The sequence below is a fragment of the Streptomyces venezuelae genome, from assembly GCF_008642375.1.
Lineage (GTDB): Bacteria > Actinomycetota > Actinomycetes > Streptomycetales > Streptomycetaceae > Streptomyces > Streptomyces venezuelae_G.
Genome location: NZ_CP029194.1, coordinates 2,709,512 through 2,722,093 on the forward strand (window position 1 = coordinate 2,709,512; position 12,582 = coordinate 2,722,093).

Consider the following 12,582-nt stretch of genomic DNA (forward strand, 5'->3'; position numbering starts at 1 on the left):
CTGTCCGGCGAGGAGCGTCCGGGCAATGAACGTCCGTCCAGGGGTCCTTAAGAACCGTCCAGGCCCGGCGCGCCGCCTGGACACCCGCCGCGGGGCACCCGCGGGGACCCGCGGCGGCGGCGCCCGGCCGGTTCAGGCGGCCCTTGCGCCCCCCGCGCGGTACTCGCCCGGCGTCACCCCGAACCACTTGCGGAAGGCGAGGTGGAAGCCGACGGCGCTCTGGTAGCCGATACGGGCGGGCAGGGCGGACTGCGGGAGCGACGTCTCGGTGAGGAGCCGTACGGCCTCCTGCATGCGGCGGGCGGCGAGGTAGCGGGCCGGGGACTCGCCGACGAGCTCGCGGAAGGCGGCGGTGAAGGCGGAGCGGGACATGCCGACCTCCCGGGCGAGGGAGTCGATCCGCCATGGCTCGGCGAAGCGGGTCGTGATCATCACCACCGCCCGGCTGATGCCGGGGTGCCGCAGCATGGGCAACGAGGCCGGGCTGCCCGCGAGTTCACGCAGCAGCGGGCGGAGCGCGAGGACGAGCGCCATCTCGAAGGCGCGCAGGGTGATGAGCCGGTCGCCGGGTCCGACGGGCCGGTCGGGGGAGGCGAGCAGCCTGAGGGTGTCACGGAGCAGCGGCTCGCGGTCGACCTGGGCGCGGTCGAGGACGAGGGCCCAGGGCAGGGAGGTGTAGAGGCCGGTGGCGGCGCCGGCGTCGTAGTGGAGTCCGGCGCAGAGCAGCCGGGCCTCGGGGCCCGTGCCCTCGATGACGATCTCGCCGGAGGTGCCGGGCTGCCGTTCGGGCAGGACGGCCTTGAGGGGGACGCCCTGGCGCTCGGGGCGGTCGGCGAGGCGGTGCGCGGTGCCGGTGGGGAAGACGACGAGGTCGCCGGCGTGCAGCTCGACGGAGGCCTCTCCGTCGGTGGTGATCCAGCAGTCGCCCTCGACGACGTAGTGGAGGACGGCGCAGCTGCGTTCGGCGTCGCCTTCGATGGCCCAGGGGGCCCGGACGTGCCAGCGACTGTCGAAGACGCCGGTGAGCCGGAGGGGTTTCAGGAGCTCGGTCAGCAGGTCCTCGTGCTCGGCACCGGGCTGAGCATCGTGCTCGCGCCGGTCGTGACGGTCGGTTCCCACGGTATCCATGGACGATCCTTCAACTTCCGCCCCGGTTTGTTAATTGAACAGCCGAAGCCGCCGCGACGAGCCTGGAAGGCAGCCGGCACGACAGCAGCGACAGCCTATCGAAGGGCCTCAGAAAGACATGTCCAGTGAGATTCCGATGCGGGTGGCGGTCGTGGGCGCGACCGGATTCCAGGGCGGTGCGGTGGCCCGTCTGCTGGCCGAGCGGCACCACCGGGTCCGCGCCCTGACGCGGCGCCCGGAGGCCGACCGGCCGCCGCTGCCGGGGGCCTTCTTCCTCGCCGGCGACCTGGGGCGGCCGGGCGACGTGCGGCGGCTCTTCGAGGGGACGACGCACGCGTTCGTCACGATGCCGCTGGTGTACGACCCGGAGCGGGTGGAGGCGTACGCGCGGAACATCGCGGACGCGGCCCTGCGCGCGGGCACGGTCCGGCTGGTCCTGAACACCAACACCCGTGTCCCGCACGCCCCGACGGGGTTCCCGGCGTTCGAGACGCGGCGCCTCGCGGAGCGGGTGCTGCGGGACAGCGGGGTGCCGCTCGTGGTGGTCAGGCCGCCGGTCTACCTCGACAACCTCTTCTCGCCGTGGAACGGTCCCGCGCTCGTCGACGAGGGCGTGCTCGCCTATCCGCTGCCGGAGTCGGCGCGGACGGCGTGGCTCTCGCACCGGGGTCTGGCGGAGGCGGCGCTGGCGGCGCTGACCCGGGAGGGCCTGGAGGGGCGGACGTTCGACATCGGCGGTGCGGCGGCGCTGACGGGCGGGGAGCTCGCGGCGGCCTTCGGCCGGGGCCTCGGCCGGGCCGTGCGCTATCAGGAGCTGGATCCGGTCGACTTCGAGCACGGGCTCGCCGGGCTCCTCGGTCCGGCGGCGGCGGCCGGGGTGGCGGGGATCTACCACTACATGGCGAGCGGCGCGGATCCGCTGCTCATGGCGGACGACGACGGGGTGTCGGCGGAGGCGCTGGCGCTCGAACAGGCCCCGGTGGAGGAGTGGGTGGCCCGCCAGCCGTGGCAGGTCTGGTCGACGGACGCGGAGGAACCGGACGCCTCCCCGCGCCGCTGACCCACCCGTCGTCCCGCCCGCCGTCCCACCGCCGGTCCGTGTCTCCGGCCCGCTCGTGAAGAGCCCCGCCTCCGCCGAGGCGGGGCTTTTTCGGTCGTCCGTTCGCTTGCCGGTACGGCTACGTCCTAGTAGTTAACAAAGCGCCGGATTGCCCACCCGAGAACTGTGGGAAGGCTCCTCCGGTACCCAGACCCCCGGACCCCCTGAAACCCGTACTCCCTGTGGACCCGCCATTCGAGTGAACGCGGACAGGAGCCGTCATGCCCGCAACCCGCCGGCCGCCGACGGAGCTAGAAAGAGCGCACCACCACCCGCACCCCCGTAACCCGTCAGGTGATGCTGTGAATCCGCTCATGGGACGCATTCCCGTACTGGACGTACGCCCGCTGGTCGACTGTGGCCGGCGCCCCGCGAAAGCGGTGGCAGGAGAGACCTTCGAGGTGACGGCGACCGTCTTCCGCGAGGGGCACGACGCGGTCGCCGCCAATGTCGTATTGCGCGGCCCGTCCGGCCGCCCCGGCCCGTGGACCCCGATGCGCGAACTGGCCCCCGGTACCGACCGGTGGGGCGCCGAGGTCACCCCGGACGCCGAGGGCTCGTGGACGTACACCGTCGAGGCGTGGAGCGATCCGGTGGCCACCTGGCGGCACACCGCGAAGATCAAGATCCCGGCCGGGATCGACTCCGAACTCGTCCTCGCAGAGGGCGCCGAGCTGCACGAGCGGGCCGCGAAGGGCGTCCCGAAGAAGGGCGGCGGCCGGGAGGCCGTGCTGGCCGCCGCGGACGCGCTGCGCGATGTCTCCCGCCCGGCGGCGGTCCGGCTCGCGGCGGCGCTCGCGCCGCGCGTCGTCGAGTCGCTCGACCGCCACCCGCTGCGCGAACTCCTTTCCTCCTCCCCCGCGTTGCCGCTGCAGGTGGAGCGGGAGCGGGCGCTGTTCGGCTCCTGGTACGAGTTCTTCCCGCGCTCGGAGGGCGCGCGGAAGGTCAAGGGCCGTACGGTGCCGGGGAACTTCCGCACCGCGTCCGAACGGCTGCCGGCGGTCGCGGCGATGGGCTTCGACGTGGTGTACCTGCCGCCGGTCCACCCGATCGGCGAGACCCACCGCAAGGGCCCGAACAACTCCCTCTCGGCGTCCCCGAACGACGTGGGCGTGCCGTGGGCGATCGGCTCCCCGGAGGGCGGGCACGACGCGCTCCACCCGGACCTCGGCACCTTCGAGGACTTCGACGCCTTCGTGGCGCGGGCCCGGGAGCTGCGTCTGGAGATCGCGCTGGACTTCGCGCTCCAGTGTTCGCCGGACCATCCGTGGGTGGAGAAGCACCCGGAGTGGTTCCGCCACCGGCCGGACGGTTCGATCGCGTACGCGGAGAACCCGCCGAAGAAGTACCAGGACATCTATCCGATCGATTTCGACGGTGCCGCCGACAACATGGACGGGATCGTCGCGGAGACCGTGCGGGTGCTGCGGTTCTGGATGGACCACGGGGTGCGGATCTTCCGCGTGGACAACCCGCACACCAAGCCGGTGGTGTTCTGGGAGCGGGTGATCGGCGAGATCAACCGGGCCGATCCGGACGTGATCTTCCTGGCGGAGGCGTTCACGCGGCCGGCGATGATGCGGACGCTCGGGGCGATCGGTTTCCAGCAGTCGTACACGTACTTCACCTGGCGCAACACCAAGGAGGAGCTGACGGAGTACGTCACCGAGCTGTCCGGCGAGACGGCGGCGCAGATGCGTCCGAACTTCTTCGTGAACACCCCCGACATCCTGCACGCCTACCTCCAGGAGGGCGGCCGGCCCGCGTTCGAGGCGCGGGCGGTGCTCGCGGCGACCCTCTCGCCCTCCTGGGGCATGTACGCCGGGTACGAGCTGTGCGAGGGCACCCCGCTGCGGGCCGGGAGTGAGGAGTACCTGGACTCGGAGAAGTACGAACTCAGGCCCCGCGACTGGGAGTCGGCGGAGCGGGCGGGGGCGACGATCACGCCGCTCATCACCGCCCTGAACCGGATCAGGCGCCGCCACCCGGCCCTCCGCAGGCTGCGGAACATCACCTTCCACGAGACCGACAACGCGCAGGTGATCGCGTACTCGAAGCGCTCGGGTTCGAACATCGTTCTGGTGGTCGTCAACCTCGACCCGCACCACACCCAGGAGGCTTCACTCTCGTTGAACATGCCGGAACTCGGCCTCGACTGGCACGAGACCGTGCCGGTGCGCGACGAGCTCACCGGCGAGACCTATCACTGGGGCAGGGCCAGTTACGTGCGCCTGGAACCGGGTGTCACACCCGCGCACGTCCTCGTCCTGCGACCGTCCCCGCAGACCGGAGGGTCACCCACATCATGACTGTCAACGAGCCCGTCCCCGACACCTTCGAGGACACCCCCGTCAAGGACCGCGATCCCGACTGGTTCAAGCGGGCCGTCTTCTACGAGGTCCTGGTCCGCTCCTTCCAGGACAGCAACGGCGACGGCGTCGGCGACCTGAAGGGCATCACGGCCAAGCTGGACTACCTCCAGTGGCTGGGCGTGGACTGCCTCTGGCTGCCGCCGTTCTTCAAGTCCCCTCTGCGGGACGGAGGTTACGACGTCGCGGACTACACCTCCGTGCTGCCCGAGTTCGGGGACCTGGCCGACTTCGTGGAGTTCGTCGACGCGGCCCACCAGCGCGGGATGCGGGTGGTCATCGACTTCGTCATGAACCACACGAGCGACCAGCACGAGTGGTTCCAGGAGTCCCGGCGCGACCCGGAGGGGCCGTACGGCGACTACTACGTCTGGGCGGACGACGACAAGCAGTACGCGGACGCCCGGATCATCTTCGTCGACACGGAGACCTCCAACTGGACCTTCGACCCGGTGCGCAAGCAGTACTACTGGCACCGGTTCTTCTCGCACCAGCCGGACCTCAACTACGAGAACCCGGCGGTGCAGGAGGAGATCCTGTCCGCGCTGAAGTTCTGGCTGGACCTGGGGATCGACGGCTTCCGGCTCGACGCGGTGCCGTACCTGTACCAGCAGGAGGGCACCAACTGCGAGAACCTCCCGGCCACCCACGGCTTCCTCAAGCGGGTCCGCAAGGAGATCGACGACCACTACCCGGACACGGTGCTGCTCGCCGAGGCGAACCAGTGGCCGGAGGACGTCGTCGACTACTTCGGGGACTTCCGCTCGGGCGGCGACGAGTGCCACATGGCCTTCCATTTCCCGGTCATGCCACGGATCTTCATGGCCGTGCGGCGCGAGTCTCGGTACCCGGTCTCGGAGATCCTGGCGAAGACCCCGGAGATCCCCTCCGGCTGCCAGTGGGGCATCTTCCTGCGCAACCACGACGAGCTCACGCTCGAGATGGTCACGGACGAAGAGCGCGACTACATGTACGCCGAGTACGCCAAGGACCCGCGGATGCGGGCCAACATCGGCATCCGGCGCCGTCTCGCCCCGCTCCTGGACAACGACCGCAAGCAGATGGAGCTGTTCACCGCGCTGCTCTTCTCGCTGCCGGGCTCGCCGGTGCTGTACTACGGCGACGAGATCGGCATGGGCGACAACATCTGGCTGGGCGACCGGGACGGGGTCCGCACCCCGATGCAGTGGACGCCCGACCGGAACGCCGGCTTCTCCTCCTGCGACCCGGGGCGGCTCTACCTGCCGGCCATCATGGACCCGGTCCACGGCTACCAGGTGACCAATGTCGAGGCGGGCATGGCCTCGCCGTCCTCGCTGCTGCACTGGACGAAGCGGATGATCGAGATCCGTAAGCAGAACCGGGCGTTCGGCACGGGGACGTACACCGAACTCCCCGCGTCCAACCCGGCGGTGCTCGCCTTCCTCCGCGAGACCACCCCCGAAGAGGGAATGGATGCCGACCTCGTCCTCTGCGTGAACAACTTCTCGCGGTTCGCGCAGCCGACCGAGCTCGACCTGCGGCGCTTCGCCGGCAGCCAGCCGGTGGAGCTGATCGGCGGGGTGACGTTCCCGGCCATCGGCGAGCTGCCCTACCTCCTGACCCTTGCGGGACACGGCTTCTACTGGTTCCGTCTCAAGAAGGGCTGACCGCCGGTCAGTTCGGATTTCGTCCGGGGTGGGACGGTTTCCCCCGTCCCCCTCTGGGCACTGTGTCCCACACACGTTCCACGTCACGATTCAGGTCCATACGGGCCTTCTTGCCGGGCCCATACGGATCTTCCCCTTCCGACACGTCCCGCACTTCCGGACAGTCCAAGCCGCCATCCGGGACACTCTGCGCATTTGAACGCATACAACAGCCAACTGCGCGCCCCGGGGAAAGGACGCGATGCCATGCCGGAGACCGCATCCACCACCCGGGCCCCGGACGCCCTCCTTCCGTCCCTCGCTCCCCTGCTCCACGAATGGCTGCCTCGGCAGCGCTGGTTCGCGGGCAAGGGCCGCCGGGTCATCGGATTCACGCTGGACGCGGCCACCGAGCTGCTCCCCCTGGACGGCGCGGGACCCGGTCTCCTCCATCTGCTCGTACGGGTCGACCAGCCCGGCCGCCCGGCCGGCACGCCCGCCGACTGCTACCAACTGCTCCTGGGCGTACGGACCCAGCTGCCGCCCCGCCTCGCCCCCGCCCTGATCGGGCGGATCCGGCAGGGCCCGCTCGCCGGACGCGCGGTCTACGAGGGGCTGCGCGACCCGCGGCTCGCGGGACTCCTCTACGAGCGGCTGCGCTCCCCGGGCCGGACCGGCCCCCTGCGCTTCCACGCCACCACCGCGCTCCCGCCCGCGCTCGCCCCTCGCATGCTCGACGCGGAGCAGTCCAACTCGTCCCTGGTGTACGGGGATTCCTTCATCCTGAAGATCTTCCGGAGGGTCAGCCCAGGGGCCAACCCGGACCTCGAACTGCCTCTCGCCCTGAGCCGGGCCGGATGCGCGCGCGTACCGGCCCCCGTCGCCTGGTTCGAGTCGGGGGCCGCGACCCTCGGCGTCCTCCAGCCGTACCTCCGGGACTCCCGGGACGGCTGGCGGCTCGCGCTCGACGCGCTCGCCGACGGCCGGGAGTTCACCACCGAGGCGCGGGCGCTCGGCCGGGCCACGGCCGAGGTGCACCTCGCGCTCGCCGGCGCACTGCCGACCCTGCGGCTGCCGCGGTCCGAGACCGAGCACCTCGCCGCGGCGATGGACCGGCGGCTGCACGCCGCGGCGCAGGCGGTGCCGGCGCTCCTGCCGTACGTGCCGGGGCTGCGGGCCGTCTTCGCGGCGGCGGGCGAGGCGCCCGGCGCGGGGGCGCTCCAGCGCATCCACGGCGACCTGCACCTGGGGCAGACCCTGCGGGGATCGGACGGCGGCTGGGCCGTCATCGACTTCGAGGGCGAGCCGGCGAAGCCGCTGGACGAGCGGCGGAGTCCGCAGCCCACGGTCCGGGACGTCGCGGGCATGCTCCGCTCCTTCGACTACGCGGCCCGCACCCACCGGCCGTGGAACGCGGACTGGGCGGCGCGCTGCCGGGCCGCGTACTGCACGGGCTACGCCGAGGCGGCGGGCGTCGACCCGCGCGCCGACCCGGCGCTCCTGCGCGCCTACGAGACCGACAAGGCGGTCTACGAGGTCGTGTACGAGGCCCGGCACCGTCCGGACTGGCTCCCGGTGCCCATGTCCGCGATCGAACGTCTCGCCGCACCCCGGTGATCCGACCCGCCCACACGGCCGGCCGCCCCGCCCCGACGGGCGGGGCGCCGGACCCGTTCGGCCCAGTCGCCGGGGGCGCTCGCGCCGCTCCCGCCTGCGGCGACCCGCACGCGCCCCGTTCGGCCGAGTGTCCCGCGCGCGCGGGACGCCGTTTCCTACACCGTAGACCCGTACACCCGTACCCCTCGTTCCCGCCCTCCAGGAGGCACCCCCGTGACCGCCCGATCCGCAGGCAAGACGTCCCGCGCCCGGAAGACGCCCGCACCGGACCGGACCGCCGTACGGAAGGCGCCACCCATCGGTCCGGGTGACCGGGCCCGGCTGCTCGCGGGCGAGCACCACGACCCGCACAGCGTGCTGGGCGCGCATCCGGTCAAGGGCGGCGTCGTCGTGCGTGTGCTCCGCCCGTGGGCCAAGGAGGTGACGGTCCTGGCGAAGGGCCGTCGCGTCACCCTCCACGACGAGGGCGACGGCCTCTTCTCGGGCCTGCTGCCGCTGCTGCGGAAGGTGCCCGCGTACGAGCTGCGCGTGCGGTACGAGGACGGCGGCGAGGAGCTCGCCGTCGTCGACCCGTACCGCTTCCTGCCCTCCCTCGGCGAGCTGGACCTGCATCTCATCGGCGAGGGGCGGCACGAGGAGCTGTGGACGGCGCTCGGCGCCCACGTCCTGACCCACGAGGGCGTCTCCGGCACCCGGTTCGCGGTCTGGGCGCCGAACGCCCGGGGCGTCCGCGTCACCGGCGACTTCACCCACTGGGACGGCACGGCGCTGCCGATGCGCTCGCTGGGTTCGACGGGCGTGTGGGAGCTGTTCGTGCCGGGCATCGGTGAGGGGGCGGTCTACAAGTTCGACATCGCCCGGCCGGACGGGTCGCACACCGTGCGCGCGGACCCGATGGCCCGCCGCACCGAGTGCCCGCCGAACACCGCGTCGGTCGTCACCGCCTCGCACCACGAGTGGGACGACGCCGAGTGGCTGGCGCGGCGCGGCTCCCGCCCGCACCACGAGGCGCCGCTCTCCGTCTACGAGCTCCATCTGCCGTCCTGGCGGCCTGGCCTGACGTACCGGCAGCTCGCGGAGCAGCTGCCGGACTACGTGCGCGACCTCGGCTTCACGCACGTGGAGTTCATGGCCGTCGCCGAGCATCCGTTCAGCGGCTCCTGGGGCTACCAGGTCACCGGCTTCTACGCGCCGACGGCCCGGATGGGCACCCCCGACGACTTCAAGTACCTGGTGGACGCCCTGCACCGGGCCGGGATCGGGGTCCTGATGGACTGGGTCCCGGCGCACTTCCCGAAGGACGACTGGGCGCTCGCCGAGTTCGACGGCCGCCCGCTGTACGAGCACGAGGACCCGCGCCGTTCGCACCATCCCGACTGGGGGACCCTGGAGTTCGACTACGGGCGCAAGGAGGTGCGGAACTTCCTCGTCGCCAACGCCGTCTACTGGTGCCAGGAGTTCCACCTCGACGGGTTGCGGGTGGACGCGGTGGCCTCGATGCTCTACCTGGACTACTCGCGCGAGCACGGCGAGTGGCTGCCGAACGAGTTCGGCGGCCGGGAGAACCTGGACGCGGTGGCCTTCCTCCAGGAGATGAACGCCACGGTCTACCGCCGCTGCCCGGGGATCGTCACCTTCGCCGAGGAGTCCACGGCCTGGGACGGGGTGACGCGGGCGACGGACCAGGTGGGCCCCGGCGGCTTCGGCGGCCTCGGCTTCGGCATGAAGTGGAACATGGGCTGGATGCACGACTCGCTCGGCTACGTGGCGAAGGAGCCGGTGCACCGCAAGTACCACCACCACGAGATGACCTTCTCGATGGTCTACGCGTACAGCGAGAACTACATCCTGCCGATCTCCCACGACGAGGTCGTGCACGGCAAGCGGTCGCTGGTGTCGAAGATGCCGGGCGACTGGTGGCAGCAGCGGGCGAACCACCGGGCCTACCTGGGCTTCATGTGGGCACACCCCGGCAAGCAACTGCTCTTCATGGGGCAGGAGTTCGCGCAGGGCGGGGAGTGGTCGGCGGAGCACGGGCCCGACTGGTGGCTGCTCGACCCGGCGTACGGCGCGGAGCCCGACCACCGGGGCGTACGGGACCTGGTGCGGGACCTGAACACGGTGTACTCCGCGAGTCCCTCGCTCTGGGAGCGGGACACCGCCCCGGACGGCTTCCAGTGGGTGGTCGGGGACGCCGCCGAGGACAACGTCTTCGCGTTCCTGCGCTTCGACGGCTTCGGCTCCCCGCTGCTCGCGGTCTCCAACTTCTCGCCGGTCGTGCGGCACGACTACCGGCTGGGCGTGCCGGACACCTTCGCCGCCTGGTCGGAGGTGCTCAACACGGACGACGCCCGGTACGGCGGCGGGCACGTGGTGGGCACCGACCCGGTGAAGACCGAGTCGGTGCCGTGGCACGGCCGTGCGGCGAGCCTGCGGATGACGCTGCCGCCGCTGGCGACGGTCTGGCTCAGGCCGGCCTGATGACGCCCAGCCGCTGAGTCGCCCGGGTCAGCGCCACGTACAGGTCGTTGACCCCGTGCGGGGCGCCGGCCACGATGCCGTCCGGGTCGACGACGAGGACCGTGTCGAACTCCAGGCCCTTCGCCTGCCGGGGGTCCAGCAGGACCACCGGCCGGGTGAGGTCGGGGGCGGCTCCGTGGGCGGCGTCCGGCAGGGCGGCGACCAGGCCGGGGAGCAGCTCCGGCGGGGCGATCACCGCGAGCCGGCCCTCGGTGCGGAGCTCGGCGGCGACGGCGTCGGCGGCCTCCTTCACCGGGTCGTCGACCGTGCGGTCCCAGGGCGCGACGCCGGTGGAGCGGACGGACCGGGGCGGCTCGAAGGCCGGGTCGGCGGTCCGCCGCACCTCGGCGGCGACCTCCATGATCTCGGCGGGCGTGCGGTAGTTGACCCCGAGGCGTACGTGCTCCCAGCGGTCCTGCACGTACGGGTCGAGGATCCCTTCCCAGGTGCCGACGCCGGCCGGGTCGCCGGTCTGGGCGGGGTCGCCGACCAGCGTCATGGAGCGGGTCGGGCTGCGACGCATGAGGAGCCGCCAGGCCATCGCGGAGAGCTCCTGGGCCTCGTCGACGATGATGTGGCCGAAGGCCCAGGTGCGGTCCGCGGCGGCGCGCTCGGCGGCGGTCCGGTGGTCGGCCTCCTCGTGCCGGTCGGCGAACCGCTCGGCGTCGATGATGTCGTGGGCGGAGAGGACCTCGGAGGCGTCCTCGTCGAGCTCCTCCTTGTCCTCGAACTCGTAGGTCCGCGAGGCGTAACTGACGTCGAGGACGCCCTGCGCGTACTGGATCCGGCGCTGCCGCTCGGCCTCCTGGGCCGCGCGGGCGGCCGAGTCGTCCTCGCCGAGCAGCTCGGCCGCCTCGTCGAGGAGCGGCACGTCGGCCGGGGTCCACTCGCCGGTGGCGCGCCGGATCGCCGCGGCGTCGGCCTCGTCGAGGTGGGTGGGCTCGGCGAGGTAGCCGGCCAGGAACTCCTGGGGCGTGAGCTCCGGCCAGAGGGTGTCGACGGCGGCGTGCACGTCGGGGTTGCCGGCGATGCCCTTGGCGAGGAGCGCCCGGTCGTCGGGGCCGAGGAAGTTGGGGCCGCCGTACGGGTCGGCGCCGATGCGGTCGGCGAGCTGCTCCGCGAGGGCGTCCAGGATCCGGAAGACGAAGTAGGGGCGGGCGAGGTTGTGCGGGAGGACGGTCTCGCGGGCCTTGTGGCGGGCCTCCAGGGCCATGTCCCAGTCGATGACCAGGTCGCCGTCCTCGTGCGGGACGAGGAGGGGCGCGCCGCGCTCGGGGACCTGCTGGCGGTCGCGTACGGCGGCGGCGAGCGCTCCGGCCATGGCGGCGGAGCCCTTGACGGCGGCGGCGCGGGGGGTGTCGGTGCCGGTGGCGCGGACGCCGGGGAAGAGCTCGGCGGGGGTGGCGAGCAGGACTCCGGTCTCGCCGAGGGAGGGCAGGACGTTCCCGATGTAGCCGAGGAAGGCGGGGTTGGGGCCGACGATGTGGACGGCCCGCTTGGCGAGCTGCTCGCGGTGGGCGTAGAGGAGGTACGCGGCCCGGTGCAGCGCGACGGCGGTCTTGCCGGTGCCGGGGCCGCCCTCGACGACGAGGACGCCCTGGTGCGGGGAGCGGATGATGGCGTCCTGCTCGGCCTGGATGGTCTGCACGATGTCGTGCATGCGGCCGGTGCGGGCGGCGTCGAGCGCGGCGAGCAGCACCTCGTCGGCGTCGTGGCTCTCGTGTCCGGTGCGGGTGGCGTCGGCGAGGTCGAGGACCTCGTCGTGGAGGGCGGTGACCTCGCGGCCCCGGGTGCTGATGTGCCGGCGGCGGGAGAGGCCCATGGGCTCGTAGCCGGTGGCGAGGTAGAAGGGCCTGGCGATCTCGGCGCGCCAGTCGACGACGAGGGGTGTGCGGTGCGGGTCGTCCTTGCGGATGCCGATCCGGCCGATGTGGTGGTCGCGGCCGTCGCGGAAGACGAGCCGGCCGAAGCAGAGTCCGCTCTCGCCCGCGTCGAAGGCGGCGAGCAGCCCGGACTGCTCGGCGACGATCACGTCCCGTTCGAGCCGGCCCTGGTTGCTGCCGACCCCGGGGGTGCGCAGGGCCTTCCCGACGGCGGCCTCGGCCTCGTCCCTGAGTTCGTCGAGTCGAGCATAGAGATCGGTGATGAATTGCTGCTCGTTCCGAAATTCCTCGGTTGACAATTCGACTCCCGGCGCGATACAGTGCGTTTAGTGAACTTC

General features: G+C 72.2%; 7 protein-coding genes. 5 read left to right on the forward strand and 2 right to left on the reverse strand.

The features are described from left to right. Positions 1 to 132 precede the first annotated feature (132 nt). The gene (locus DEJ46_RS11925) at positions 133 to 1,128 is read right to left on the reverse strand and encodes an AraC family transcriptional regulator (protein WP_150265906.1); all 996 of its coding nucleotides are present in this window, start codon (positions 1,126 to 1,128) and stop codon (positions 133 to 135) included. Between the two features lie 118 nt (positions 1,129 to 1,246). On the opposite strand from DEJ46_RS11925, the gene DEJ46_RS11930 reads away from it, so the two are divergent. From DEJ46_RS11930 to glgB, 5 genes are all read left to right on the forward strand, one after another. Continuing rightward, positions 1,247 to 2,188 carry an SDR family oxidoreductase gene (locus DEJ46_RS11930; RefSeq protein ID WP_150265908.1) on the forward strand — a complete coding sequence of 314 codons (942 nt, stop codon included), beginning with the start codon at positions 1,247 to 1,249 and terminating at the stop codon, positions 2,186 to 2,188. Positions 2,189 to 2,541: 353 nt separating this feature from the next. Beyond that, a complete protein-coding gene (locus tag DEJ46_RS11935; protein ID WP_223834598.1) occupies positions 2,542 to 4,536 on the forward strand; it encodes an alpha-1,4-glucan--maltose-1-phosphate maltosyltransferase in 1,995 nt (664 codons plus the stop codon). Continuing rightward, positions 4,533 to 6,245, forward strand: coding sequence for a maltose alpha-D-glucosyltransferase (treS, locus tag DEJ46_RS11940; protein WP_150265912.1), 1,713 nt, complete (start codon positions 4,533 to 4,535; stop codon positions 6,243 to 6,245). The genes DEJ46_RS11935 and treS overlap by 4 nt, the downstream gene beginning before the upstream one ends. Before the next feature lie 246 nt (positions 6,246 to 6,491). Further along, the gene (locus DEJ46_RS11945; RefSeq protein WP_150265914.1) at positions 6,492 to 7,841 is read left to right on the forward strand and encodes a maltokinase N-terminal cap-like domain-containing protein; all 1,350 of its coding nucleotides are present in this window, start codon (positions 6,492 to 6,494) and stop codon (positions 7,839 to 7,841) included. 213 nt (positions 7,842 to 8,054) lie between these two features. After that, positions 8,055 to 10,322 (forward strand): 1,4-alpha-glucan branching enzyme, encoded by a 2,268-nt coding sequence (gene glgB, locus DEJ46_RS11950; RefSeq protein ID WP_190622591.1) that lies wholly within the window; start codon positions 8,055 to 8,057, stop codon positions 10,320 to 10,322. Here the strand turns inward: glgB and DEJ46_RS11955 are convergent. Then, a complete protein-coding gene (locus DEJ46_RS11955; RefSeq protein ID WP_150265916.1) occupies positions 10,309 to 12,543 on the reverse strand; it encodes a HelD family protein in 2,235 nt (744 codons plus the stop codon). The two genes, glgB and DEJ46_RS11955, sit on opposite strands and share 14 nt — an antisense overlap. Positions 12,544 to 12,582 lie beyond the last annotated feature (39 nt).

Coding starts and splice junctions, on each gene's coding strand:
- DEJ46_RS11925 (WP_150265906.1), bottom strand. CDS start 1,128: ATGGATACCGTGGGAACCGACCGTCACGACCGGCGCGAGCACGATGCT.
- DEJ46_RS11930 (WP_150265908.1), top strand. CDS start 1,247: ATGTCCAGTGAGATTCCGATGCGGGTGGCGGTCGTGGGCGCGACCGGA.
- DEJ46_RS11935 (WP_223834598.1), top strand. CDS start 2,542: ATGGGACGCATTCCCGTACTGGACGTACGCCCGCTGGTCGACTGTGGC.
- treS (WP_150265912.1), top strand. CDS start 4,533: ATGACTGTCAACGAGCCCGTCCCCGACACCTTCGAGGACACCCCCGTC.
- DEJ46_RS11945 (WP_150265914.1), top strand. CDS start 6,492: ATGCCGGAGACCGCATCCACCACCCGGGCCCCGGACGCCCTCCTTCCG.